This window comes from Candidatus Dadabacteria bacterium, from assembly GCA_009840385.1.
Classification (GTDB): domain Bacteria; phylum Desulfobacterota_D; class UBA1144; order Nemesobacterales; family Nemesobacteraceae; genus Nemesobacter; species Nemesobacter australis.
Window position 1 is genome coordinate 113,978 of sequence record VXNX01000009.1, and the last position, 25,758, is coordinate 139,735.

Here is a 25,758-nt window from a genome sequence, read left to right on the forward strand (position 1 = left end):
AAGCAACGGAGGAATAAATGGATTACGACGTAAAAGACTTAAAGCTTGCCCGTGAGGGAAAACTCAGAAGCGAATGGGCCGCGCAGGAAATGCCCGTTCTAAAGCAGATAGAAGAAAGATTCAAAAAGGAAAAGCCACTTAAAGGAGTAAGGGTCGCTGCGTGTCTTCACGTCACCACGGAAACGGGAAACCTTATGACCACGCTTAAGGCCGGAGGAGCAAAGCCCTACCTCTGCGCTTCAAACCCGCTCAGCACCCAAGACGATGTCGCGGCACATCTCGTAAAGAACCATAAAATCTCCGTTTTCGCGATAAAGGGAGAGAACACCAAAACCTATTACAAGCACATAAACGCAGTACTGGCCGCCCGCCCTCACGTAACCATGGATGACGGGGCGGACCTGGTATCGACACTCCACAAAGACGGCGAAGACCTGATGGACGACGTGGTCGGTGGAACTGAAGAGACGACAACCGGAGTAATAAGACTTAAGAGCATGGCGGATGATGGGGTCCTCAGGTATCCGATAATCGCCGTTAACAACGCGGATACCAAGCACCTTTTCGATAACCGCTACGGTACTGGCCAGAGCACCCTTGACGGGATCATCCGGGCCACCAACAGGCTCGTATCCGGAACGACTTTTGTAGTCGCGGGATATGGATGGTGCGGAAAGGGGCTTGCCATGAGAGCCAGGGGACTGGGAGCGAACGTGATCGTAACCGAGGTTGAACCGCTTGCGGGGCTTGAGGCCACGATGGACGGATTCAGGGTTATGCCGATGGAGAAGGCTGCCCCTCTGGGAGATTTTTTCTGCACCGTTACGGGCAACATACACGTCATAAGGAAAAAGCATTTCCAAAAGATGAAAGACGGGGCGATCGTGGCCAATTCCGGACATTTCAACGTGGAACTCGATCTTGACGCCCTTGCCGAAATAACGACCTCAAAAAGAGTCATAAGGGAGTACGTTGAAGAATATACGCTTGAGAACGGAAGGAGAATAAACGTTCTCGGCGGAGGAAGGCTCATAAACCTCGCCGCTGCGGAAGGACATCCTTCAAGCGTAATGGACATGAGCTTCGCCAACCAGGCCCTTTGCTGCGAGCACATAGTGAAAAACGCACAGGCCCTTGCAAACGACGTTCACAACGTCCCGGAAAAAATAGACCGCATGATATCCAGGATAAAGCTTAAGACCCTGGGAGTCACGATAGACACTCTGACGGCGGAACAGAAAAAATACCTAAGCTCCTGGCAGGTTGGAACATAAGATTAAATGGATGAGCACCTCGATTCGTTCCTTGTATACCTCACGATGAACAGGGGCCTTTCGAAAAACACCATTGAATCCTATTCAAGGGACATATCCTCCCTCGCGACTTTCCTCGACAAAAGGGGAATATCAGACCCCGTCGCGGTAAGCGAACCTGATATAGCCGCTTTTTTCGACCACCTGAGGAAAAAAAAGCTCTCCCCCAGAAGCGTGGCGAGAAACATAGTTTCCCTGAAGCAGTTTTTCAGGTTCCTGCTCACAGAAAACGTCATAACCGAGGATCCCCTGAGAAACACGGTCTCTCCCAAGCCAGCGAAGACCCTTCCCCACACTCTCTCCCTTGACGAAGTTGAGAGGCTTCTTCGGGAGCCTGAAAAAGGCAAGTCCAACGAGGCGCTCAGGGACCGCGCGATGCTCGAGGTTCTCTACGCCACCGGGGTCAGGGTATCAGAGCTGATCTCACTTGAGCTAAACCGCATCAACCTTGACCACGGCTACGTCATCACCCTCGGCAAGGGAAGCAAGGAAAGAATAGTTCCGATAGGTGATGCAGCCATCAGGAAAGTAAGGGACTATCTCTCAGACTCAAGACCCAAACTTCTTCGCGGCAGGAACTCGGAGTATCTTTTCGTAACCTCGAGAACCGCCTCCAAGATGAGCCGTCAGCGCTTCTGGCGCATGATAAAAGACTACGCGCTCTCAGCCGGCATCCACTCCCACATAACTCCTCACGTGCTCCGCCACTCTTTCGCCACGCATCTGCTCGAGCGGGGAGCCGACCTGCGGGCGATACAGGCCATGCTCGGCCATTCAGACATATCCACGACCCAGATATACACTTACGTTGAGAAAGAAAGACTGAAACGCATACACGAAAAATCTCACCCAAGAGCGTAAACTTATAGATATGAACTATAGTTTTTTCATAATACTGGTCCCCGTAATTCTCTTTTCCCTTACCATACACGAGTACGCCCACGCGCTTGTGGCCTACAGGCTCGGGGACGACACCGCGAAAAGACAGGGAAGGCTTTCGCTTAATCCCCTCGTGCACCTTGACCTCCTGGGGACCCTTCTGCTTTTCATAGTGCATTTCGGGTGGGCAAAGCCCGTTCCCGTGGACCCGAGAAACTTCAGAAACCCGAAAAAAGACATGCTTCTGGTCGCCCTTGCTGGCCCCGTATCCAACATTCTGACGGCGATTGCTGCGGCCGTGATTCTAAAGGCGGTATTTGAGAACTTCGCGACGATACCTCCGGGAAGCGGGGTCGACGTGGCCGTGCGGATGCTCGTGTGGTTCATATACATAGGGATAGTGCTTGCCGTTTTCAACATGATCCCGGTTCCGCCGCTTGACGGCTCGCGGGTGCTCTACGGACTGCTGCCCGACAGTCTCGCTTACAGGTACGCAAAATTTGAAACCTACGGAATATTCATTCTTTTCGCCTTCTTTTTGTTCGGCGGAAAATTTTTGGGTTACTTTATATTCGTTCCCGTGGGTATCTTTATACAAATGTGTAATTTCAGCCCGAGCGAACTCGAGATCCTTGTCCGGGCTATGAATCCACAGTGATCACCGAGAAAAACGGAAAAACCGAGGACCAGCAGTCAGCCTACAGCGTACGGCTCGAGATGTTCAGCGGGCCCCTCGACCTGCTGCTCCACCTCATAAAGAAAAACGAGGTGGACATCTACGACATACCAATCGCCGATATAACCGAGCAGTACCTTGAATATCTGGACTTTCTGAAAGCGGTAAACCTCGAGGTCGTCGGAGAGTACATGTCCATGGCGGCCGAACTCGGGTACATAAAATCGCGGATGCTTCTTCCCAGAATAAAAGACGAGGATGAAGAAGAGGAGGAGGATCCCAGGGAGGAGCTTGTAAGGCGGCTGCTTGAGTATGAGAGGTACAGAGACGCGGCGGCGGAGCTCGGAGGGATGGAAATCCTCGGAAAAGACGTTTTCCTAGCGGGTTATGACCGCAAGGAAATGTTCGGAGAGCCCGCGGAAGAAACGGAATTTGTAAAATTCGATCTCTGGACCCTGGTAGATACTTTCTCAAGGATATACAACGACAACAAGAAGTCGCAAACCGAAGATATATTCTTCAGTCTGCAAACCTACACGGTTGAAGAGAGAAAAAACCAGGTAATTGAGATAATGAGAAGGAAAAAAGAAGTTCTCTTCGAGGATCTTTTCGAAGGGGATAAAAACCGGATGAAACTCGTGGTAACCTTTATCTCGATACTGGAACTGCTGAAAGACGGTGTTCTGGATGTTTTTCAGCCGACTTTCGAAGAACCCATAAAAATAATTCTGAAACAGTAAAATGAACGACAGAAGCCCTCTTGTAAACATAATAGAATGCTTGATATTCGTATCTAAAACCCCTCTTACAATTCAAGAAATATCGAATTCGCTAAAGGGCTTCGAGGAAAAGGAAATAAGCGACGCACTAAGTGAGCTCGAGGAGCAGTGGGATGGGATGGGAAGAAGTTTCATCCTAAGCAACATCGCCGGGGGCTACCAGTTCAGAACCCGCCCCGAATATTCTGAATACATAGTCGAATTTAACAAGGAAATAAAAAAGTTCAGGCTCTCAAAGGCCGCCCTCGAAGTGCTGGCGATAGTGGCCTACAAGCAGCCCGTTACGAAAATCGAGGTCGAGAAGATAAGAGGAGTGGACTGCTCGAGCAGCGTAAGCGTGCTCCTCGAGAGAAGGTTCATTGAGATATCCGGAAGAAAGGATGTTCCGGGAAAACCTTTTCTCTACAGGACAACTGACCTTTTTCTTGAGACATTCGGCCTTAAAAACATAAAGGATCTCCCCACCGTGAAGGAAATCGAGAAGATTAAGGAAGATCTGGGGGAACCCGGGTGACCGACACGCCCTACGCAACCATCTTAATGGCAAATAGTGAATCTGCGGACGTATTTCGATTATCTGGTGGCTCGCACGTGAAGCTTAACGCCTTCATGTTTTTTTAAAGATGCAAGCAGAGAGGAAATACTCTTAAGACTCGGATTTCCTCTCGGACTGAGCATGCGCATCAGACTCTTCGGGTTTTTTTGCGTAAGAATTCCAAGTTCCTGAAAACCGATTGTCGCGTTAACGTAGTCTCGCAGCAATACTTTCCCCACGTCGATTTCATCATTGAGTACGCACTCAATCGCTTCGGTCAGAAGTCCGACGCGGAACTCGGGGTCTCTCATTGCACGCTCCTTTACGATCTCCCTGAAACTACGCGTTAATGCCATTGTTTTCTCCCTTTTCTTGGATTTTCAGATAAATTCTCGGGATTTCGAACTTTTATTTCCGGGTTTTCTCTTCTCCGTAGAACATGGTACCAAGACAGACCGCCTCAGCTAGGTAGTCAAGTACTTCCTTTTCCTTCTCCCGCATCGCCTCTCTTTCCTTTTTCCTCTTGTGATCGAATCCGAGCAGGTGCAGAACCGCGTGAACCAAAAGCAGGCGCAGTTCCTCTTCAACGGTGATCTCAAGCTTTCGGGAGTGACGGACGGCCGTTTCGTAGGATATCACTATATCGCCCAGAAGATAGGGGGTCGCTTCGCTTCTCTGCGGAAAACAGAGGACATCCGTAGTCGCGTCAATCTGTCTGTATTGCCTGTTAAGCTCCCTCATGTCCCTGTCGCTCACAAGCGAGACGCAAAGCTCGCTTCGGGCGGAAAGATCAAGATATAGGAGTATTTTCTCAATCAGGCGGATCAGATTTTCCATGGCGGGACCATCAACAAATTCCTCCCTGTCCACTACGGATATTTCCATCTTCACCCCCTATATGGCAATACCCATCTCACTGAGCCGGTAGAAAACCAGGGAAGTGTAATATGTGCAGGGGAAAACGAATATCAGACTGTCGAACCTGTCAAGCACTCCGCCGTGTCCCGGGAGCAGAGAACCCGAGTCTTTTACCCCAGCTCCTCTTTTTATGGTGGATTCGAAAAGGTCGCCCGCAACCGCTGCCACGACTATTATTATGGCGTAAATAACCACCCAGACCGCGGGAAGAGGATTGCTGAATATCATGTTCACCACAAAGGCGCTTACGACTGAAACAACGAATCCCCCGATGAGCCCCACAACGGTCTTGCCAGAGCTTATGTGACGCGCAAGCTTCTTTTTACCGAAGCTTTTTCCGAAGAAATACGCCCCGGCGTCGTTAAGAAAAGTGCATGAAACGGCAAGTACCACAAGGAAAAAGCCGACATCCTCGGGACCCCTTTCGAGGAACCCGTAGCTCCCACCACTCGCGTTGCTCGAAATATTTCTAAGCAGCACCCCGTGGGCCAGCATCCAGCCGAAATATATAAGCGGCAGAAGGGTCATGCCAAGGTCCTGCAGACAGTCGCTGAAATCCTTTTTGCGAAATTCGAGAATTATGGAGAGAAATATCAGGAAGGTGAAGAAAAGACTCATGAGCATGAAGTCAAAAAACGCACTTATGATCAGAAGCAGGGAAATGGCCGTGATATAAATCTTTCTCGTCTTCCGTATATCGGGACCCGCAAGCGCGAAGAACTCAAGAGAGCACAAGGCCCCGATCAGACAGATGAGAGCGAGATAATAAACTCCCCCGTGGTAAAATATAAGGAGAAGTATCGGTACGGCCACTACGGACGTCACGATTCTCGTGATCAGGTTTCTGTTTTCCTCCATGCTGCGTTTACCCTTGCGTTAAACCGCATAAAAATTAAACGATAGGAGAATCAATGCAAATAACGCCGCTTTACTCAGGTACCCGCCGCCCGATGAAAATTCTCGTGCTTGCCTCGGGGAGAGGGACGAATTTCGAGAAAATACACTCACGGCAGACAGAACTTAAACAAGACGGCGGGAAAAACTACGGAGCCGTAGAGCATGTTTTTTCAAACAGCCCCGGAGCGGCGGTTCTCGCAAAAGCAGAAGCGCTCGGAATCAGCACCTCCTCCATAAATTCCGAGAGCTTTTTTGGCGACCTGGGAAAACACCCCTCAGATGAGGATGGACGAGTTCTTTACGATTCGTCCGTAATCTCGCATATCGAAGAGCTTTTTGAGCCCGACCTCGTGGTGCTGGCCGGATACAGGAGAAGGCTTAGCCGTCTGTTCACCGAGAGATTCCCGAACAGGATCGTAAACCTCTACCCCGGAGACACGACCAAGGATTACCTCGTAAGAGGCAAAATCGCGTGCGTTCAAGCGTTAGAAAACGGGGAAAAGGATATAAGATGCACCGTCTATCTTGAAAACGACCCGGAAACGAGGTTCGGAACCGTGATCGCCCAGTCAGCCGACATATCGCTTGAAGGCTTTGGTATGGGGGACGTGGCGGCGATGGAAGAGAAAATCAGAGAACAGGGCGAATGGAAACTGTTTCCCTTCGTGGTCCATGACCTGATCGCGAACGAAAGGGTCGCTATTGACGAGGAAAACAATATCTATGTAGACGGTTTGCGGACCGGGGAAGCCGGTTTTTCGCTTTCATCCTAACCTGCGTCCCTTAGTCTCTTAAGAAACTCAACGTCTTTTGCCACTTCGGGAGGAGGCATTTCCACTATCATGTCGAGATTTTCGAAAAACGGATTCTCGATCATGGACCTGAAGCAGTCGATTCCTATCTCTCCTTGCCCGGGATGTTCGTGGCGATCCTTATGAGAATTGAATCCGGCCTTGGAATCGTTCGCGTGAACAAGCCTTACGGTTCCAGGAGCAAATACTGTGTTGATGCACTCTACAAGCTCCTTCACGCCCTCAGAGGTCCTTATATCGTATCCGGACGCAAACATGTGGGCCGTGTCTATACAAACCCCGAGACCCCCATGTGCCATGCGCTCCAATATCAGGGAAATCTCCTCAAAGCTCACTCCTATCGTATGCCCCTGGCCCGCGGTGTTCTCAAGCAGAAGCTGAGTTTCGCCGCTATAACCCCGGAGAACCATCGAGAGGGAGTCGACCACATTGCTTATCGCAACATCTCTTTCCATTTCCTTGGCGCTTCCTATATGAGTCATCATGTACTTCACCCCAAGGGCGCTTGATCTCTCAAGCTCCTCCCTTACCAGATCCACGCTTTTTTTCCTGAGATCCTCCTTCCCTGAAGCCAGGTTTATGAAATAAGGGGTATGAACATAGTAATCGCTTATAGCGACCTCACTGCAGTTTCGAAAAAAGGCCTCAAGCAGGCCCTCATCAAGCTCAGGGGGCCTGCCGCCCCTTGGGGAGCGGGTAAACATCTGAAAGCACTCGCATCCAAGCTCCCTCGCCCTCAGCGGAGCATTCTCAATCCCGCCTGCTATTGAAACATGTGCTCCGAATTTCATCCCAGTCAGTCCTCGTTTGACAAATTCACCCCGTAAATATAACTTGAATGCAGGTTTACAAGGAGTGGTGAGTTGACCCCGACAAAGGCTTTTGTCACAAAGGGCGTGGGCAAGCACAAAGAGAGGCTCTCAAGCTTTGAGCTTGCCTTAAGGAATGCGCGGATCGCAGAGTTCAATCTGGTCAAGGTTTCAAGCATATTTCCCCCGGGCTGTCAGCTCGTAAGCAGAAAACAGGGACTCACCATGCTCTCCCCCGGGCAAATAGCGTTTGTGGTAATGAGCGAGAATTCCACGAACGAGCCCAGCAGGCTCATCGCCGCGTCCACCGGCCTTGCGATCCCGAAGGACAAGACACACTACGGATACATCTCCGAGCACCACAGCTACGGGCAGAAAGAAACCCTCGCGGGGGAATACGCAGAGGATCTTGCCGCCTACATGCTCGCCACCACCCTTAACGCTCCCTTTGACCCCGATAAAAGCTATGACGAACAGAAAGACATATGGGAGATAAGCGGACACAAGGTAAAAAGCAGAAACATAACGCAGACGGCCGTAGGAGATAAAAACGGACTCTGGACAACGGTTCTCACCGCCGTGGTTTTCTGTTCTTATCAGGCAAATACGGTCAGCTAGCTCCCTTTATCAGCTCTCGGGCAACTTCAAAAGTTTTTTCGGAAACACTTTTTCCGGCAAGCATCCTGCCTATTTCCAAGACCCTCTCCTCTTCGCTGAGGGCATCCACCGAGACATCCGTACCACCCTCGCCAAACTCCTTCGCCACAAGCAGGTGGGTGTTCGCGAACTTGGCAACCTGAGGCAGATGCGTTATACACACTACCTGGCTTTCATCGGAGAGATTCCTTATTTTCTCCCCTATGCTCTCGGCCACGACTCCCCCTATTCCGGCATCCACCTCATCGAAGATGAAAATCGAGCCGGCATCGCCCGTGGAAACGAAGCTTTTAAGCAGAAGCATTATTCTTGAGAGCTCCCCTCCAGAGGCAACCTTGTTAACGGGTCTTGACGGCTGGTCAGGGTTGGCTGAGAAAAGAAACTGCACGTTGTCTCGGCCGTCTCCCGAGAGGTCTTTTTCGGTAAATCCCACCTCAAAGCGAGCGTTTTTAAGCCCCACCGACTCGGCCTGATCGCAGAAAAGGTCCTCAAGCCGCTTAGCTCCCGCCTTTCTCTTAGCCGATATAGAGGATGCTACGGCTGAGACCTCTTCTCTCAGAGAATTCCTCTTTCGCTCGATTTCCCCCAGCATCTCAGCCGAGTTCTCAAGACCCTCGAGCTCGGATTCTATCTGCTGCTGTTTTTTTATTATTTCCTCGATCGAGTCCCCGTGCTTTCTCTTAAGCCTCCCTATCTCCTCAAGCCTCAAGAGCACTTCCTCGAGTCTTTCGGGATTGTGCTCGATTTTCCCCGCAAACTCGCTGAGGCCATAGAAAACATCCTCGGTTTCTATAAGTACGGCCGCGATTCTCTCGCGAAGCTCCCCGAGAGAGGAATCAAGGTCGGAAACATCCTCAAGACGCGAGAGGGCCTGCTTCAGAAAACCCACGGCCGAACTCTCTCCTTCATACAAAAGCCCAGTCGCATTGGCGAGAGAAGATGAGAATCTCTCCGAGTTCTCAAGCCTCACTCTCTGCGCTTCAAGCTCTGAGTCCTCATTCGGCGCGGGAGAGACTTTTTTTATCTCCTCTGCCTGGAACCTGAGATAATCCTCTTTTTCCGCCCCTTCCCGCTCTTTTTTCCTAAGGGCCTCAAGCTCACTCTCCAGACGCACAAGCCCGGCGTATGCGGCCTTGTATTCAGAGACTTCATGTTCAAGTTTAGAAAAAGTGTCTAAGTAACTTAGATAATTGCTCTTCTTGAGGAGACCCTGGTGTTCATGCTGACCGAACATGTTAACCAGACCATCGGTCACTTCCGAAAGCGTCCCGAGCGTCACTATCGAACCGTTTATGTATATCCTGTTCTTTCCGCCCGGGTTAAAAACCCTTTTTATGACAAGTTCCCCTTCTGAGTCTGCGATGCCGAAGTGCTCAAGTTTCTCCCCTATACCAAGATCCCCCGGAACTTCGAAAAGTGCTTCTATCGATGCCTGTTTCTCGCCTGATTTGACTTGGTCGGCGGTAAACCTGTCGCCCAGAATTATATTTATCGCATCCACGATCAGGGATTTCCCCGTGCCAGTCTCCCCCGTGATTATGTTAAGGTTGTCCCCGAAACTGATGGAAATATCGTCTATTATGGCGAAATTCTTAAGCCTGAGCTCAACAAGCATCTGTTTTCCAAGCACCCCGCTGCGTCTTTGCGCAATCGGGATTCAGCTTCTTACTTGACCGTCTCCCCTTACCACGAACTTAGAAGTCGTGAGTTCCTCAAGCCCCATGGGACCGAACGCGTGCAGTTTGGAGGTGCTTATGCCTATCTCGGCACCAAGACCCAGCTGGAAACCGTCATTGAACCTGGTCGACGTGTTGACCATGACTGCGGAGGAATCCACCTCTTTTACGAATTTCTCAGAGTTTTCAGTGTCTTCCGTAACTATGGCATCTGTGTGCATGGAACCGTAAGTCTGTATATGGTCTATCGCCTCATCGATCGTCGCAACGATTCTTACGTTGAGGACAAGGTCAAGATACTCCTCATACCAGTCCTCTTCGGCGGCCGAGGCCACCTGGGGAAGAAGTTCCCTTGTGTTCTCGCATCCCTTTATTGTGACTCCTTCTCCTTCAAGCCTTTTTATGGCGGCGGGTAGGAAGTCGCCCGCTACCGAGGAGTGAACAAGCATGGTCTCCATAGAGTTACACACCCCGGGTCTCTGGACCTTCGCGTTTCGGCATATTTCTTCGGCCATTGCGAGGTCGGCGTGCTCATCCACGTAAACGTGGCAGACGCCCTTGTAGTGCTTGAGAACCGGAATCCTCGAGTTCTCTGCGACAAACCTTATAAGCCCCTCCCCTCCCCTGGGGATAATGAGATCTATTTTGTCTTCAAGCTTGAGCATCTCGGTCACGACCTCCCTGTCTGCAACCGGGACGACCTGTGCCGTGTAGGGAGAAAGACCGCTTCGGGAAAGGGAATCGGCCATAAGCCGGGAAATGGCCAGGTTGGATCTTATCGTCTCGGAACCGCCCCGGAGGATTACGGAATTGCCCGACTTGACGCATAGTCCCGCGGCGTCGGCCGTCACCCCGGGTCTTGACTCGTAGATGATTCCTATGACGCCCAGCGGAATCCTTTTTTTCTCAACCGAAATTCCGTTCGGCCTGTCCCACTTCGCCGATATCTTGCCCACGGGATCAGGAAGTTCAGCTATCTCCCGCAGCCCGTCGGCTAGGGCGCTTATCCTCGAGGGGGCAAGCCTCAGGCGGTCGACAAGGGCGGCCGAGAAGCCTTTTTCCTCGGCGTCGGAAACATCCTTTGCGTTCTCAGAGAGCAGGTTGTCGGTTTCTCCCACCAGAAGTTCCGCGAAACGCAGAAGAAAGTCGTTTTTCTGGGAAGACGGGGCGGAAGCCAAAACTCTCGAGGCTTTTTTGGAATTCTCGGCAATGCCGCTGATCAGCTCCGCAGGGCTCATCGAGTCAGAAGACCCCGATTCATCGTTTGAAAGAGACATCTGTGTTTCTCAGAAAGACTTTAACGCAATTTTACTATTATGATCTATAACCGCAAATAAATGAAGCGGCCGCGGAGATACGGCGCCCAGGTTCCCCTTATCCTATATTCACCGCGTCGCGCGCGATCAGGTAATCGAGTATCTGCTGTTTGCACTCCTCGATCGAGTGTTTCTCCGTGTCAATCACGATTTCGGGGTTCGAAGGTTCCTCGTACGGGTCGTCAATCCCCGTAAATCCCTTTATGACCCCCTCCCTGGCCTTCTTGTAAAGGCCCTTAACGTCCCGCTGCTCGCACTGCTCGACCGAGCAGTCGACAAATACCTCGATGAACTCCCCTTCCTCCACAAGCTCCCTTATGGCGTCACGGTCTGCGCGGTAAGGAGAAACGAAGGCGGAGAGCACCAGAACTCCCGCGTCCATGAAAAGCTTCGATACCTCCCCTATTCTCCTTATATTCTCCTCGCGATCCTCGGCGGAAAAACCAAGATCCTTGCAGAGACCCATTCTGACATTGTCTCCGTCCAGTATGTAGGTGCGGTGGTTTCGCTGTATAAGTTCCTTTTCGATTTCATTGGCAAGAGTGGATTTCCCAGAACTCGGAAGTCCTGTGAACCATAGAATCAGGGAACCGTGGCCGTTTAGCCTTCTTCTGTCCTCTTTGGTAATTTCATGCTCGTGGGGAATAACAAACCTTTCCATTTATGTTGCCTCCAATGATTGTAAGATGCGGATATGATTTAAAAAAGAGAAGGGAAAACGGATTAAGACAGTCAAGCTTTTCGCGCTAATTCCTCTTTCTTCCCAAAGCTCTTGGGGCAACATTATACAGCACGGAAACAAGGGTTGTCCACACCAGTGGGAATTCGCTTAATCAGAGAGAAAATCCGCCCGGGTGAGGCGGGGTTTTTCTCTTCGCAGGCTTCTGCACAAAATTGCGAAAACAAGGAGCGCGGCGGGCAAAAACCGGGCAAGCATCCCGCTTCGAGATGTATATCGCACCTGCTCTTCCGCGGCGATTGCGCATCCCGAGCCACCCTGTCCCGTCTCCCTCTCCGGCGGCGGCATGGAATCCGGCAAAGTGGTATCCGGCTCCGGATCATTATCCCGGTTTGTGACCAAAACGTCAGCAGGATTAAAACCACGATAGAACCTGTCCCGACTCTCAGCCCTCTCAAGCAGAATGACGTAGCGCTTCGGCCCGTCTTCTTCACCGTCATCATTGACGCCGCTCACCGTAACCGTCTGCGCCATGGTCCAGTTAGCGGGCGTGAATTCAAGCGCCCGGGTATCGGCTACCCCCTCATCCGGATCGCTGCTGCGCACGGGGATTAGGACGCTGCTTATCGGCTCTGATTCAAGCTTCACCGAAAATGTCGCCGTCCCGCCGTCTTCCGTGGTAACAAGCCCCGAAGTCGGCGTGACGGTCACTCCAGTCGGCACGCAGGACGGCGGAAAGCCGTCGTCACTGATTTCCCAGCCCATATCCCTTAGCATGCCGAAGCTAAGATCCATATCTCTTGGAAACGGGTAAAGGTATTCCATAATGTCATCCGTATCCGTGTGAACATGGGTTATGGAGCTACCCCTGTCAAAACTTGAGGGGGCGTGAAGTTGCGGGCGGCCGTCTGAATCTATGCCGGCGGATTTAAGTTCAGCCATGCGTTGCCCGTAACTGCAAGAGCTTTCCCTTCTGGGACTGGGCCGCACTGTCCCATCCCACAGGAGACCGGTCTCCGAAGTAGCGGCCCGCCTTCTGCCCGGCGGTTCAAGGTTAACGACAAATTCGCTGTCGGCTTCCGAATACATCTGCACATCGTAAATCCTTTGCCATTGCTCTATATCGATCCGAGTTCCGTCCTCCACATCAAGCGTCACTTGAGGAAAAGAACCGTCCTCCTGCAGAGAAGAATGAAATCCAAGCCCGTGAATAATCTCATGTATGGCGAGAGTGACAAAATCTACGGAAAACGACGGCGCCTCGTCGGTAAAACCGTAATAAAAGTCTGAACTCCTGGAGAACTCCATGATGAAATGAGGAATCGATTCATCCAAGAGTTCTCTTTGCGCGATCTTTTCCACAAGCGCCGGGGGATACCCTATGTGATGCAGTTCCCGAGGACCGTAACTCAGAATCCGCCGCATGCGCGTAGTCGCGACCACGGTTTCATCTTTGAAGGATTTGAAAAATGTCTCAACCCGGATGACATTCGCTCCGGGCAGCTTGTCCTCGAGCAAGCTGGCGGCATGCTCAAGGGCGTTTCTTCTCGCTTCTCCGAGCGTACTCGCGCTGTTGCCGCTGCGGGCGAGCAGATCCTTGTCTTCCTGCGTCAGTTCGGTCGGATCGTTAAACCCGACCCCCGCAGCGTCGGTGTAGAGAAACCGGATTGTGACCGCGGTCGAGTGGGGAACCGCGGAGAGGAGGGTCAGGAGAAAGAAAAGGAATCCGGCCGAGAATACATCCGCCTTGAGTGGCTCGATAAAAAATAATCTGAACTTACTCATAGTACCAAAGCCGCTTCGAGCTTTATCCCCCAAGGAAGTTCAGATCCTCAAAAGCGCTGAAGCGAGGTTTCGTTGTGGGAAGAGGCGCACAGCTGCTGTTTTCAGCGTAGTTATAAGCCGTCGCAGACGGAGTATGCCTTGGATCACCCTCTTTCAAATCCGCTTCGGACATTATATAACAAACCCTTGATTCTTGATACCATAATAATTAGAATCTAGTTCCGAAAGCGGCGCAGGATTTCCCGGCAGCGCTTCCGCATAGTAACCGGAACCTGGTTCTCAAGAGCAGTTTATGGCTTCTGAACGCAAAGACAAGCTTGTGAGTCTGAGACTTCCCCCAAGTCACTACAATTATCTGCGTTCACGTGCGCGCGCGAAGAGAATAACCCTAAGCGAATTCATGAGGACGATTATTGAAAAGGACCAGAAGGAATCCGGAGACAATGAGCCTACCCTGACCGAGGTGATCATTTATCTGAGAAAGCTCACCGATTCGCAAAGAGGCGAGCTTTTAGACAGAATAGAGGGCAGCGAAAAAAGAAAGATCACATCTTTCATAAACGACGTAATCAGCCGGGAACCCGACATTAAAGGGAAAAAACTGTGCAGGGTGGTAAGCAAGGAGCTCAACCTGCCTGAGACTCTGGACCTCAGGCGCAAGGTCTACTTGAGGCTCAAAAGCTTCAGAAGAAAGAAAAAACTCGTGGAAGGCCTTGAAAACAAATACTAGATGCGATACGGAACCCCGGTTGAATCAGCGAAACCCGCTCTGAACACAGATCTGAAGTTAAAAATAAAACACTCATTCCCAATCGCATAAGCATGGAGGCAAAAAATGGAAAGAACATTGTCGATAGTAAAGCCTGACGGTGTCGAGAAGAACCTGATCGGCGAAGTCCTGCGAAGGTTCGAAGAGAAGGAAATAAGCGTTGTCGCCGTAAAAATGATACGTCTTTCAAAAAGGCAGGCCGAAGGATTTTACCATGTGCACAGGGAAAGACCTTTTTTCTCAAGCTTAACGGACTTTATGTCCTCCGGACCGTGCGTAGTAATGGTTCTTGAGGGCGAGGATGCCATCTCGAGGGTAAGGGCCATCATGGGCGCCACGAACCCGGAGGAAGCGGATCCCGGAACCATAAGGAAGGATTTTGCTTCCGGCATAGAAAAGAACATAGTTCACGGGTCCGACTCGCCGGAATCGGCCGCCTACGAAATAGGGTATTTCTTCAATCAACTTGAAATAAACGGCCGATAAGGTTCCAACCGCGGGCCGCTTCGGCCGAGGAGAAAAAGCAGGTCGTGTCTAGAGAGAAAAACACCGGCGCCCACCCGGTCACAGTACTTAAAAGCTCCCAGCCCCTTCTGGCCGAAGAGTTCATCGAAAAACTTAAAGAAAACCTCTCGGCCGCTTCCCCGAAGCTGCTTTTTGAGAGCAAAAACCTGGACGACGTGTCCCTCCCGGAAATACTTGAGGACGCGCGGACCCTGCCCATGTTTCACGAGAAAAAACTCATCGTTGCAAAGGGTTACGACGGGCTGGGGAAAGACGATCTTGATCTCCTAAACGAATATTCCGCCTCTCCAGCTTCTTTCTCCGTGCTGGTTCTGCTCTCCCAGGGGTCCCGGAAGGGTAAAAGCAAACCCGCAAAGAGCATCAGGCTCGTTGACCTTGACAGCGGCAGCAATGTTGACCGGGAGATAAGACGCCTCGCTGAGAAACTCGGGGTGGTTCTCGCCCCGGGAGCCGTCGGGTTCATAAAAACCATGCTCGGCGAAGATATGAACCTCATCAGGAATGAACTTGAGAAAATATCCCTTTACCGTAAAGGGGAAAAAGCCATAGGCGAGGAGGATTTAAGGGAGCTTATGGAAAAACAGAGTACTGAGAACGTATTTTCTCTTTCAACAGCACTTTCAAACAGGGATCTAAAAGGATCTCTAAGAATACTCAGGGAACTTGAGAAAAACAGGGAAGACCCCCTGTCCATACTCTACATGATAGCCTGGAGATTCCGCCAGATATTCAAGGTCTCGCAGTTTCTTCGGGAAGGAAAATCGGACGAAGGGATCGCCAAAGCCATCAAGACATCCCGAGGGGCCGTCTTTTACCTTAAAAAAAGCGTGCGCAACTTCAGGGAAAACGATCTTGGCAGGATACTTGGGCTTATAGAGGAAACGGACTTCGGAATCAAAAACAGTTCCGGGAACAATTACATACTTCTTGAGAAACTTCTGCTGGGGATCTGCTCGCAGGAAACCTAGGAACCAGCGCTCTGGCTAAGATCTGAAAGCTTCTTTGAGAACCTCGATACGTATCTTGAGGCTTTTTTCTTGTGAATAACCCCTTTCGTGGCGGCCTTGTCGGTGAGGGAAACCAGTTCCTTGAGAAGAGTCTGGGATTGTTCGATATCCTCGTTCTCAACAACTTCCGAGTAACGCTTGATCTTGGTTTTAAGAGTGGACGTTACGAACCTGTTTCTCTCCCGTCTTTTAAGATTCTGGCGATGCTTTTTCTGCGCCGATTTCGTTCTAAGGCCCATAAAAATCCTCCAGGGTTTAAAAATGAAGGTTGAATTCTACATCTTCTCCCCGCATTGTCAATAAGAACTAAAGGGGATTATATATTTACCTGCCCGGATGGTATATAATCGCTTTTCGCTATAAGACGACGAGATATTGTTGAAACTACTTTTTGCATTGCAACCCTAGCATCATAATTAGACATTCAGATTCAGAGGATGTATACAAAGATATACTCTTTAATAGAGAACAAAGCATAAACCTAATCCAGCCATTTCTTTCAGACCCTTTAATCTTTCCGGAGCGCACATATGCCATTCAAGACTGAAAGAACCTCAGATGACCGAAGATGACCGATTTCCTCATACGGCTTGAAACGGACAGCGACCGGGAAGGAATTGAAGAACTTCTGCTTGAGGCCTTCCCTTCTCCTTCTGAAGCGGGGCTCGTGCGACAGTTGCGGGAAGACGGCGATGTGGTGTTCTCCTTAGTCGCCGTAGAAGGTGGGAAAGTCATCGGCCAGGCCCTTTTCTCCAAACTGCTCGCGCCATCCGGCGCGTTGGCTCTGGGTCCAGTTGCAGTTACGGAAAGCAGACGCCGCCGGGGAATTGCCGCTACCCTAATCGAGAACGGGCTCAAACGGGCAAGGGATGATGGCTGGACGGCGGTCGTAGTACTTGGCGACCCGCCCTATTACCAGCGTTTTGGATTCAGCCAAAAGACCGTGGAGGGTATGTCATGCCGATATGCCGGACCTTACCTGATGGGACTGGCTCTTGCGGGAAGAGGATTCGAGGGAACGCGCATCGAATACGCGCCCGCCTTCTCGAAGCTTTCATGAAAAAGGTCTGTTCATATGCCCCTGGTTCGCACTAGGAGCCCTGCCGCGGCGTCTTTCCTGCATTCCAGGATTGACAATGTCGGGGCGCTTTTCTGTGCCATACCTACCGTGACTTCTTTCTCGGACGCCTTTTCATAATGTGGGTGCTTGCCCCGTATATGCCTTCTGCCGCCTCCATAATGGTCTCGGTGAGAGTCGGATGAGGATGTATTGAAAAAGCTATATCCTCAGCAGTCGCGCCCATTTCAATTGCCAGTACGGATTCCGATATTAACTCCCCCGCCTGCGGTCCGACAATTCCGACGCCGATCACCCTCCCGGTCCCCTTATCGGTTATGAGCTTCGTCAGGCCATCGGTCCTGTTAAGCGTAAGGGCCCTTCCCGATGCCGCCCATGGAAACTTAGACACATTCACTTCCATCCCCGACTCCTTGGCCTCGCTTTCGGTAACCCCGCACCAGGCGATTTCGGGGTCGGTAAAAATTACCGCCGGAACGGCTCTTGGGTCGTACTGGGTCTTGGCTCCGGTTATAACCTCCGCCACGATCTTGGCTTCATACGTCGCCTTGTGGGCAAGCATGGGTTCCCCGGCAACATCCCCAATGGCAAAAATCGCCGGATCGGCGGTTCTTCTCTGTGAATCCGTTTCTATAAAGCCCTTCCCGTCCACCTCGACCCGGGTGTTATCAAGGCCGAGACCTTCCGTGTTCGGCACTCTTCCGACCGAGATCAGGACCTTTTCGTATTTCTCGTGGAAGCTTTTCCCGTCGGCTTCAAATGAAACTTGAACTTCGTTGTCTAACTCATTGATAGAAATCAGCTTTGTCTCAAGCATTATGGAGCGGAATTTCCGGTCGAGCCTCTTTTTAAGGACCGCCGCAAGATCCCTGTCAACCCCCTGGACGATCCCGGGAAGCATCTCGACAACGGTGACCTCGGTGCCGAGAGAAGAGAAAAACGTTCCAAGCTCAAGGCCTATGTAGCCTCCGCCAACCACGAGCAGGCTCTTCGGAATCTCTCCCAGGGACAAAGCGCCGTCTGAATCGACCACGTTCGGGGAACTGAAATCCACTCCCGGGATTCTCCTCGAGACAGAACCCGTGGAGATAACGGCGTTTTCGAACACTACTTCCCGCTCCTCGCCGGAGGCCGTTACGACGCGAAGGGTGCCGGAAGAGGTAAAAGACGCCCTTCCCCGCAGGTAATTTACTTTTCTCGCCCTAACAAGCGTGCGAAGCCCGCCCGTTAGCTTTGAGACCACCTCGTCTTTCCACGAAAAAAGCTTCTCGGGGTCAATCTCCGGTTCCCCGTAGCTAAGGCCGAAATCCGCCGCGTCCCTTGCCTCCTCGGCTACTTTTGCCGCGTGAAGAAGTGCCTTTGAAGGTATGCACCCCCTGTAGAGACAGACTCCTCCGGGGTTTAGCTCAGGATCTATAAGCGTTACTTTCTTTCCCTTGTCGGCAAGCGCAAACGCCGCGGGATAGCCCCCGGGGCCCGCTCCTATTACCACTACTTCCGTTACCACTCTCTCCATCGCCCGCTACACCCCTTCGAATATGCTCTCGGGAGAACGCTCAAGCATCTCGCAGAGCCACCTGAGGAACCTGGCCGCCTCCGCCCCGTCTATAATCCTGTGATCGTAAGAAAGCGAAAGCGGGAGCATGAACCTCGGCGTAAACTCCCCATCAACATACACAGGCTCAAAGGAGGACCTTGAGACTCCCAGTATGGCGATTTCGGGCGGATTGAGAATCGGGGTAAAGAAGGTCCCCCCTATTCCCCCGAGGTTGGTTATGGTGAAGCTTCCTCCCTGGAGCCTGTCGGCAGAGAGCTTTTTCTCCCTCGCCGCAGAAGAGATCTCCGTTAACTCGACCGATATCTGCGTTATGTCTTTTTGGTCGACATCCCTTATCACCGGAACAAGAAGTCCTCTTTCCGTATCCACCGCAACCCCGATGTTTATGTATTTTTTGTAAACGATCGTGCGGCTGCCCATATGTATGCTTGAATTAAATTTCGGGAACTCAGAAAGTGCCCAGGAAAGGGCCTTTACCAGAATCGCGGTTACGGTAAGGTTCCCCCCGGCTTCCGCCACCTTGTCCCTGTTAAGTTTCCTGAGAGCCTCAAGCTGGGTGGCGTCCGCCTTGTCAAACTGCGTTACGTGCGGGGCCATCCACGCTTGGGAAAGGCGCTCGGCCGTAAGCTTCCTCACGGTCGAGAAACTCTCGGTAACCGTTTCTCCCCATCTTGAAAAATCCGGAAGTTCGGGTTCCGGAGGCGCCACCGGCTGGGCGGGGAAAGCAGACCTTATTATGGCCTTGGCGTGAACCTTTACGTCCTTTTCGAGTATCCTCCCGCGGGGACCAGTTCCCGAAACGGATGAAAGCTCTACGCCGAGCTCCCTCGCAAGACGTCTCACAGAAGGTGCCGCCGCCACTGCGAGAGGTCCAGGAGGGGCGATATCGTCCGCGGGCGCGCTTTTGGGTGGTGAGGTCTGTTTCTTTTCCTCTTCGGGTTCTTTTTCGGGAAGGGGCGACTGCGCCGCGACGGGTTTTTCCTCTTCTGCGGCCACGGGGACATCTTCTGGGGGTTCCTTGCCTTCATCGTCCCCGTTCATTCTCACGAGCACCTGGCTTATTTCCACCGTATCCCCGGCGCTTACGCACACATCGACAATTGTTCCGTCGGCCGGGGAAGGAATCTCGACGGCGGCCTTGTCCGTTTCCACCTCAAGCAGGGGCTGCTCGAGCGTGACCCTGTCTCCGGGCGAAACGAAAACCTCTATCACCTGCCCGGATTCTATCCCTTCTCCAAGTTCGGGAAGCCTGAATTCTATCAACTTATTTTCCTCGTCACGTGACCGCGGGGTTGGGCTTCCCCCGGTCGATTCCAAATTCGCTTATGGCCTCGTCGACGGCTACCTCATCAATCCTGCCTCCCCTCGCAAGCTCATGGAGCGCCGCAATCGCGATGTGACGGTAGTCGACCTCGAAGAAGTCGCGAAGCGCCTCCCGGGTGTCGCTTCTCCCGAACCCGTCGGTGCCGAGAGAGACAAGGGGCTTGGGGAAATAGGAAGAAATCGAATCGGGAAGGCTCTTAAGATAGTCGGTCGCGGCAATGAAAACCCCGTCTTCCCCTTCCATGCTCTCTGAAATGTAGCTTTTTCTTCTCTTCTCTCCGGGATTGAGGCGGTTCCATCTTTCCGCCTCCTTCGCATCCTGGTAAAGCTCCTTGTAGCTCGTGATGCTCCAGACGTCGGTCGGGACGCCGTAGCCGCTCTCAAGAACCTCTCTCGCCCAAAGAACCTCGTTCATGATGGCACCGCTTCCGAAAAGATGGACCTTTTTCCCCGAGTCCTTGAGCGAAGAAGACGCGAACCTGTACATCCCTTTTATTATACCTTCCTCGACCCCCTCCGGCATGGCGGGCTGCACGTAGCGCTCGTTCATCACCGTTATGTAGTAGAATATCTCCTCCCCGTCCTGGTACATCCTCTTTATCCCGTCGCGCACTATCACGGCGATCTCGTAGGAGAAAGCCGGATCGTAGGCCTTTAGGTTCGGATAGGCGTAGGCGAAATGATGGCTGTTTCCGTCCTGGTGCTGAAGACCTTCGCCAGCAAGGGTGGTACGCCCCGCCGTGCCTCCCACCATGAAACCCCTGCATTTCATGTCGGCGGCGGCCCAGATAAGGTCCCCTATTCTCTGAAAGCCGAACATCGAGTAATAGATGAAAAAGGGAATGGTGTTTATGCCGTGTGTCGAGTAGGCCGTGCCGGCCGCTATGAAGGAGGACATGCTGCCCGCCTCTGTTATGCCTTCTTCGAGTATCTGCCCGTCCTTTGCCTCCTTGTAGTAAAGAAGGGTATCCGCGTCAACGGGTTCGTAGAGCTGTCCCACGCTTGAATAGATGCCCACCTGGCGGAAAAGCGCCTCCATTCCGAAAGTTCTCGCCTCGTCGGGGACTATGGGGACTATCAGATCTCCTATATCCCTGTCCCGCATTAGCCTTGAGAGCATGTGGACGATCACCATGGTCGTGGCTACTTTCCTCTTGGAATCTGAGGCCTTTTTAAACTCCTCGAACACTCGCTCCGGGATCTTCTCAAGGGGCTTTGCCCGTACGGTCCGCTTCGGGATGGTTCCGCCGAGGGCCTCTCTTCTTTCGCGGAGATATTTCATCTCCGGGCTGTCGGGAGCGGGCCTGTAGAAGGGAGCTCTTCTTATTTCCTGGTCCGTAATCGGTATGTAGAACCGGGACCGGAAGCGCTTGAGTTCCTCTTCGTTAAGTTTTTTCTGCTGGTGGGTTATGTTCTTTCCCTCCCCCGCTTCTCCGAGACCGTAACCCTTTATGGTCTTTGCGAGAATCACCGTGGGAGAACCGGTGTTCTCAACCGCGGCCTTGTAGGCGGCGTAGACCTTTTCTGAGTCGTGGCCTCCTCTTGCGAGCTTTTCAAGTTCCTCGTCCGTGTGGTTCTCGACCATCTTCAGGATTTCAGGGCGGGTGCCGAAAAAATGCTCCCTTATGTATTTCCCGGGAGAAATGGTGTACCTCTGGTAATCCCCGTCAAGGGCCGCTTCCATCCTCTCGACCAGAAAGCCGTCTTTATCCTGCGCCAGGATCGGATCCCATGTTCCTCCCCATACAACCTTTATCACGTTCCACCCCGCCCCCCTGAAGATCCTCTCAAGCTCCTGTATTATCTTGCCGTTTCCCCTCACCGGACCGTCAAGGCGCTGGAGGTTGCAGTTGATCACGAATATCAGGTTGTCGAGCTTTTCCCTAGACGCGAGGGTGATGGCCCCCAGGGTCTCGGGCTCGTCGGTTTCCCCGTCCCCGATAAAGGCCCACACCTTGGCGTCGGTGCAGGGCTTAAGGTCCCTGTCCTCTAGGTACCTGTTGAAACGGGCCTGGTAAATCGCCATTAGGGGAGAAAGTCCCATCGAGACCGTCGGGAACTCCCAGAAGTCCGGCATGAGCCAGGGGTGTGGATAGGAGGAGAGGCCGTCTCCGCCGAGCTCCCTCCTGAAATTGCGCATCTGCTCGATAGAGACCGTGCCTTCGAGAAACGCCCTTGCGTATATGCCCGGCGAGGCATGCCCCTGGAAGTAGATCATGTCCCCTTCCCGGCCCTCGTCTCCCGCCCTGAAGAAATGGTGGAAACCTATCTCGTAGAGCGTTGCGGCGGATGCGTATGTAGAGATGTGTCCACCGATTCCGTCACTGATCCTGTTTGCGCGCACGACCATGGCCATGGCGTTCCACCTTATTATGCTTCTTATGTTGCGCTCTATTTCGTAGTTGCCGGGGTAAGGCGGCTGGTCCTCAAGGGCGATGGTGTTCACGTAGGGGGTGTTCGCGGCGTAGGGAAGCTCTACGCCTTTTTTCTGGGAGTATATCCGGAGCTTTTTGAGCAGTTCGGCTGCCCTCTCGCGACCGGAATTCTCGATCACGTATTCAAGCGACTCGATCCATTCCCGGTCTTCAGCTTCTTCTTCCGAAATTTGAGGATCTTCTTCCATTATCCGTGCAAAACGCGGCGGAGCGGGGCCACGGGGGAATTGCAACGCAGAGCAACCGCGTTGTCCTTGCAGTTGAGAATCGGGCCTCAAATGCTCAAAGCATTACGCCAGACCCAAAGCGGAAACCCGGATTCGAGGAAGCAGTTTAACCGCAAGGGAAAAAATATCACTACTGGCGCAAGACTATTTTAGTGCCTCTTTTCTCGAGGATTATCTGGAACAACTCTGATGAAAAACACGCCACTGTCCGCTGATCCATATGATGCGGAGGAATTTATTTAGGCCCTTGGAGTGGTGCCGCGTAAATTTTTAGCCTGATTCCGGTTTATTTTTATCTGTTCAGATAAACCCCCGTGGGATGGAAAAGACAGTTGCCGTAAATCTGGCGGAAGTCGGATTTGTCTGGAGGTCAGTCACTCTTCGGTAGAATCCCATTCACGAGAAGCCCATTCCAAAATCTTACGCTCTCTAAGTCTAATGGCTTTAATTGACCAGCGTTTATTTGATGCCACTTCAACTGCGATGAGAAGTCCAGTTTCTCTATATTTTTCAAATTTCTTTTTTGAGGGCATGCCGCCCAACCTAGAATTTAGACTTGGTGGCAGGAGCAGAAGGTTTCCCAATCTATGTTTAACATGATCGGGTGCGGTATTTTGTGGATAGATATGCTCAATTGATTTAGAGGGGCTTACTGACCAAATTTTCTCCCACTGTTCATTTTTAAATTTGTTGCCCTTTTGCTTCGTTAGATACTCTTCATATCTGAACATAAAATATCTCAATTCCTCTTGCCATCCCTCATAACAGTTTGCGTTTCGCAAGGCTTTTACCGCATCTTCAATTGGGAAATCATTTCCAATTGACCGAATTTCGTTGAATATTTCATCTACAGTAAGGTTTTCCCGGACTATTTTCCTTGCAAGCCTAGCATACTCACCCACGCGTGTTCGCGCATCGTGGCGAAGCATACCGTAAATTCTAAACGAAACCTTTTCCCAGATAGACAATAAGCGGGCTTGATCTTTTTTTGTCACTCTTTCGCAGAGGTGTATTGCAACAGCCAGCAAACGTGCCTGTGAAATTCGGGTAACAGCATTCAGTCGGTGTTTTGATACAACGGCATCACATGCTTTTGTTACTTGTAGAAGCCACCGGGCAACATCCCTTATCTCCCTTGCATCATGTGCTGCTGATCGAAATTCGTCCACGGCAGCTTGCTCACTCATTGGACGATTTTGTGGCGTTGACGCACGAAGTGTTGCAGCAAAGCGCAGTGCCTCCGTACTCAGCCCTTGAGTTAGACCAACTGTGGAGTAAATATCACTCCAAATAATACGTAAATCTTTTATTAATTGTTCGCTATCTGCATCTTCCAGCGTATATGCAGCACCCATAAGGATACTCTTGAGACGATCCAGCCAAGACACCTCCATTCCGCGACTGTTGAGTACTTCAAAAACTGTATAAACAGTTTTCTCATCTGATATTTCGTGCAAAATAAAAGATAGTCGATTTTTGATGTGTCCAACTAAGAGAGTCAATTCATGGCCATTTTCTACCCAATCTTTAACGAACTTTTTACAGTCTGCTATTGCTGCGAGAAGTTCTCGGTCCGCTAGCGTTTTGCCTTTTTCAGGATCTTCACTTTTACCGTAACGAATGAAATCTGCAAAATGATGGCTTGTATCATGGTTTGTTTGAAGTAGAAGGAGATTGTCACCACCGACTTTAACCAATAGCTCTTTAAGTTCTCGAGCGGTTAATTCTTCACCGGCATCCTCGCAATTGAGCGCCAGTCTTATTGCGTTTAATAAAATGATCAAGGTCGTCAGACGTTGTTGACCATCCACTATATCCAGTTTATGGAACTCATGAGTACCAAGTGTTATCTTCTTCTTCCGAAGACAAACAATAACTGCCATAAAATGGCTCGCATTCTCACCTTGAAGATTATTTATATCTTCAAACAGGTCTTTTCGTTCACGCGAAGTCCAACTGTATGCACGCTGATAATCTGGGATATTAAATAAACGCCCGTTGAGTAGATTTGCGAAGGTAAGATGCAGAGGTTGAATGTCGATCATTGGGAATTCTTGGAACTGTCTTTTTTGACGTTAAAGTTAGAAAAGTACTGGATTTATATACTCAACTCAATTTAATATGAAAATTCAGAACAGATAGCTTCCCAGATGTATTCTGCTGTCTCTTGCGGAGACATGAAATCTACATTATTTGTAAAAGCTAGCATTCCCATGGAATTTAATTTAAGCTCTCCTTCGTGTTCTTCCACAGAAATTATTTCGTTTGTTGATTTATCTTCACTCACATCTATATGGGTCCCATGTAGCATCCAAATTTCATCTCCCCACATTTGACCGTTTATCCATATTTTCAGGCTAGTCAATATATTTCCTTCATTGTAAAGAGTGAACAGCACTTTCCTTGTTGTTATCTTTTCGACTTCAAATTCAAAGGTCGGGTATTCATTTTTAGTTTCACGCACAAATTCACCAATGGCGAAGACTATATGCTCAAAAGATTCCCTAAGAAACTTTTTCTTTTCTTGATCGGAAAACGATCTCCTAAGCTTGGGTATATAGGACTTTGAGAAATTTGATTTGTTCAGCTTTCGCCCCTCATCTTGTTTCTTTCTTCCGATCTTCTGGAGGAAAAGGTCCACAATCTTTTCAGGTTCCGTACTTTCTGCAGAAACATATACGATAGTGTTAGGAAGTCCTGGAACATCGCCGGAAAAACCATCAAGACGAACTGGAAGTATATATGCTTCTCCTTTTTCTTGAATGCTTTTCTCCATAGCGTTTCTAAGCTCCCATACAGTCCACACTTTCTCTAGATAATAATCTGAAAGAATTATTATGCAGTACCGACTATCAGTGAAATATATTTCTCTCAATTTAACCGATAGATCTTCTCCCCATAGATTAGCGGGATTGAATTCATCATAAAAAACTTCGACTTTTTCCGCTTGTAATGCGGTGGCTATAGCTTCAGCGAAATTTCTATTTTCACCCGCAAATGATAAGGCGACATCATATTTATATGTCATACATAGTAATCCTTAATCATCTAGAGTAAGAAGACAAAATATAGGGAACGAAATTGGTAGGGTCGCATTCTTTAGCA

General features: G+C 50.8%; 25 protein-coding genes. 11 read left to right on the forward strand and 14 right to left on the reverse strand.

From position 1 onward, the window contains the following. Positions 1-17 precede the first annotated feature (17 nt). From F4X55_03740 to scpB, 5 genes are read left to right on the forward strand one after another with little or no spacing between them, the layout of a single operon-like run. Positions 18-1,274, forward strand: coding sequence for an adenosylhomocysteinase (locus F4X55_03740; protein MYC40108.1), 1,257 nt, complete (start codon positions 18-20; stop codon positions 1,272-1,274). Between the two features lie 6 nt (positions 1,275-1,280). After that, a complete protein-coding gene (gene xerD, locus F4X55_03745; GenBank protein ID MYC40109.1) occupies positions 1,281-2,174 on the forward strand; it encodes a site-specific tyrosine recombinase XerD in 894 nt (297 codons plus the stop codon). A gap of 10 nt (positions 2,175-2,184) precedes the next feature. Continuing rightward, positions 2,185-2,850: a site-2 protease family protein gene (locus F4X55_03750; GenBank protein ID MYC40110.1), complete on the forward strand. Its 666-nt coding sequence runs from the start codon at positions 2,185-2,187 to the stop codon at positions 2,848-2,850. Further along, positions 2,847-3,608, forward strand: a complete 762-nt coding sequence (locus F4X55_03755) for a hypothetical protein (protein ID MYC40111.1) — start codon at positions 2,847-2,849, stop codon at positions 3,606-3,608. Before F4X55_03750 ends, F4X55_03755 begins: the two co-directional genes overlap by 4 nt. Before the next feature lies 1 nt (position 3,609). Continuing rightward, the gene (gene scpB / locus F4X55_03760) at positions 3,610-4,161 is read left to right on the forward strand and encodes an SMC-Scp complex subunit ScpB (GenBank protein MYC40112.1); all 552 of its coding nucleotides are present in this window, start codon (positions 3,610-3,612) and stop codon (positions 4,159-4,161) included. A 59-nt stretch (positions 4,162-4,220) separates the two neighbouring features. Here scpB and F4X55_03765 read toward each other — a convergent pair whose 3' ends face one another. Genes F4X55_03765 through F4X55_03775 form a run of 3 tightly spaced genes read right to left on the reverse strand, consistent with a single transcriptional unit; the run spans position 4,221 to position 5,958 of the window. Continuing rightward, entirely contained in the window at positions 4,221-4,538 is a 318-nt protein-coding gene (locus F4X55_03765; protein MYC40113.1) for a transcriptional regulator, read from the reverse strand. Between the two features lie 52 nt (positions 4,539-4,590). Further along, positions 4,591-5,067 (reverse strand): rRNA maturation RNase YbeY, encoded by a 477-nt coding sequence (gene ybeY / locus F4X55_03770; GenBank protein ID MYC40114.1) that lies wholly within the window; start codon positions 5,065-5,067, stop codon positions 4,591-4,593. A gap of 9 nt (positions 5,068-5,076) precedes the next feature. Further along, positions 5,077-5,958 (reverse strand): hypothetical protein, encoded by an 882-nt coding sequence (locus tag F4X55_03775; GenBank protein MYC40115.1) that lies wholly within the window; start codon positions 5,956-5,958, stop codon positions 5,077-5,079. A 53-nt stretch (positions 5,959-6,011) separates the two neighbouring features. Between F4X55_03775 and F4X55_03780 the strand changes: the two genes are divergently transcribed. Next, positions 6,012-6,770 carry a hypothetical protein gene (locus tag F4X55_03780; GenBank protein ID MYC40116.1) on the forward strand — a complete coding sequence of 253 codons (759 nt, stop codon included), beginning with the start codon at positions 6,012-6,014 and terminating at the stop codon, positions 6,768-6,770. On the opposite strand, the gene F4X55_03785 is transcribed toward F4X55_03780, so the two are convergent. Continuing rightward, on the reverse strand, positions 6,767-7,600 hold the full coding sequence (locus F4X55_03785) for a deoxyribonuclease IV (GenBank protein ID MYC40117.1): 834 nt from the start codon (positions 7,598-7,600) through the stop codon (positions 6,767-6,769). The genes F4X55_03780 and F4X55_03785 overlap by 4 nt on opposite strands. Before the next feature lie 72 nt (positions 7,601-7,672). On the opposite strand from F4X55_03785, the gene F4X55_03790 reads away from it, so the two are divergent. Next, on the forward strand, positions 7,673-8,236 hold the full coding sequence (locus F4X55_03790; GenBank protein ID MYC40118.1) for an arginine decarboxylase, pyruvoyl-dependent: 564 nt from the start codon (positions 7,673-7,675) through the stop codon (positions 8,234-8,236). Here the strand turns inward: F4X55_03790 and recN are convergent. From recN to F4X55_03810, 4 genes are all read right to left on the reverse strand, one after another. Beyond that, positions 8,229-9,890, reverse strand: coding sequence for a DNA repair protein RecN (gene recN, locus F4X55_03795; protein ID MYC40119.1), 1,662 nt, complete (start codon positions 9,888-9,890; stop codon positions 8,229-8,231). The genes F4X55_03790 and recN overlap by 8 nt on opposite strands. Positions 9,891-9,932: 42 nt before the next feature. Next, positions 9,933-11,189, reverse strand: a complete 1,257-nt coding sequence (locus F4X55_03800) for a glutamate-5-semialdehyde dehydrogenase (GenBank protein MYC40120.1) — start codon at positions 11,187-11,189, stop codon at positions 9,933-9,935. Between the two features lie 136 nt (positions 11,190-11,325). Beyond that, positions 11,326-11,928, reverse strand: coding sequence for an adenylyl-sulfate kinase (gene cysC, locus F4X55_03805; protein MYC40121.1), 603 nt, complete (start codon positions 11,926-11,928; stop codon positions 11,326-11,328). A 168-nt stretch (positions 11,929-12,096) separates the two neighbouring features. Further along, the gene (locus F4X55_03810; protein ID MYC40122.1) at positions 12,097-13,731 is read right to left on the reverse strand and encodes a hypothetical protein; all 1,635 of its coding nucleotides are present in this window, start codon (positions 13,729-13,731) and stop codon (positions 12,097-12,099) included. A gap of 292 nt (positions 13,732-14,023) precedes the next feature. Here F4X55_03810 and F4X55_03815 point away from each other — a divergent pair, with 292 nt between their 5' ends. The 3 genes from F4X55_03815 (at position 14,024) to holA (ending at position 15,993) form a co-directional block, all read left to right on the forward strand. Next, entirely contained in the window at positions 14,024-14,461 is a 438-nt protein-coding gene (locus tag F4X55_03815) for a hypothetical protein (protein MYC40123.1), read from the forward strand. A 105-nt stretch (positions 14,462-14,566) separates the two neighbouring features. Then, positions 14,567-14,986 carry a nucleoside-diphosphate kinase gene (locus F4X55_03820; protein MYC40124.1) on the forward strand — a complete coding sequence of 140 codons (420 nt, stop codon included), beginning with the start codon at positions 14,567-14,569 and terminating at the stop codon, positions 14,984-14,986. Beyond that, positions 14,983-15,993, forward strand: a complete 1,011-nt coding sequence (holA, locus tag F4X55_03825) for a DNA polymerase III subunit delta (protein ID MYC40125.1) — start codon at positions 14,983-14,985, stop codon at positions 15,991-15,993. Before F4X55_03820 ends, holA begins: the two co-directional genes overlap by 4 nt. Here the strand turns inward: holA and rpsT are convergent. Further along, complete coding sequence (gene rpsT, locus F4X55_03830) at positions 15,990-16,271, reverse strand: 30S ribosomal protein S20 (protein ID MYC40126.1); 282 nt, start codon at positions 16,269-16,271, stop codon at positions 15,990-15,992. The genes holA and rpsT overlap by 4 nt on opposite strands. A gap of 329 nt (positions 16,272-16,600) precedes the next feature. Between rpsT and F4X55_03835 the strand changes: the two genes are divergently transcribed. Then, positions 16,601-17,092 carry an N-acetyltransferase gene (locus tag F4X55_03835; GenBank protein MYC40127.1) on the forward strand — a complete coding sequence of 164 codons (492 nt, stop codon included), beginning with the start codon at positions 16,601-16,603 and terminating at the stop codon, positions 17,090-17,092. 103 nt (positions 17,093-17,195) lie between these two features. On the opposite strand, the gene lpdA is transcribed toward F4X55_03835, so the two are convergent. The 5 genes from lpdA to F4X55_03860 all read right to left on the reverse strand — a co-directional run bounded on the left by lpdA (position 17,196) and on the right by F4X55_03860 (position 25,681). Next, positions 17,196-18,626, reverse strand: coding sequence for a dihydrolipoyl dehydrogenase (gene lpdA, locus F4X55_03840; GenBank protein ID MYC40128.1), 1,431 nt, complete (start codon positions 18,624-18,626; stop codon positions 17,196-17,198). A gap of 6 nt (positions 18,627-18,632) precedes the next feature. Continuing rightward, a complete protein-coding gene (locus tag F4X55_03845) occupies positions 18,633-19,928 on the reverse strand; it encodes a branched-chain alpha-keto acid dehydrogenase subunit E2 (protein MYC40129.1) in 1,296 nt (431 codons plus the stop codon). A gap of 16 nt (positions 19,929-19,944) precedes the next feature. Continuing rightward, on the reverse strand, positions 19,945-22,614 hold the full coding sequence (gene aceE / locus F4X55_03850; protein ID MYC40130.1) for a pyruvate dehydrogenase (acetyl-transferring), homodimeric type: 2,670 nt from the start codon (positions 22,612-22,614) through the stop codon (positions 19,945-19,947). Positions 22,615-23,027: 413 nt separating this feature from the next. Continuing rightward, the gene (locus F4X55_03855; protein MYC40131.1) at positions 23,028-24,698 is read right to left on the reverse strand and encodes a DUF262 domain-containing protein; all 1,671 of its coding nucleotides are present in this window, start codon (positions 24,696-24,698) and stop codon (positions 23,028-23,030) included. A 71-nt stretch (positions 24,699-24,769) separates the two neighbouring features. Continuing rightward, positions 24,770-25,681, reverse strand: coding sequence for a TIR domain-containing protein (locus tag F4X55_03860; protein MYC40132.1), 912 nt, complete (start codon positions 25,679-25,681; stop codon positions 24,770-24,772). Between the last annotated feature and the right edge of the window lie 77 nt (positions 25,682-25,758).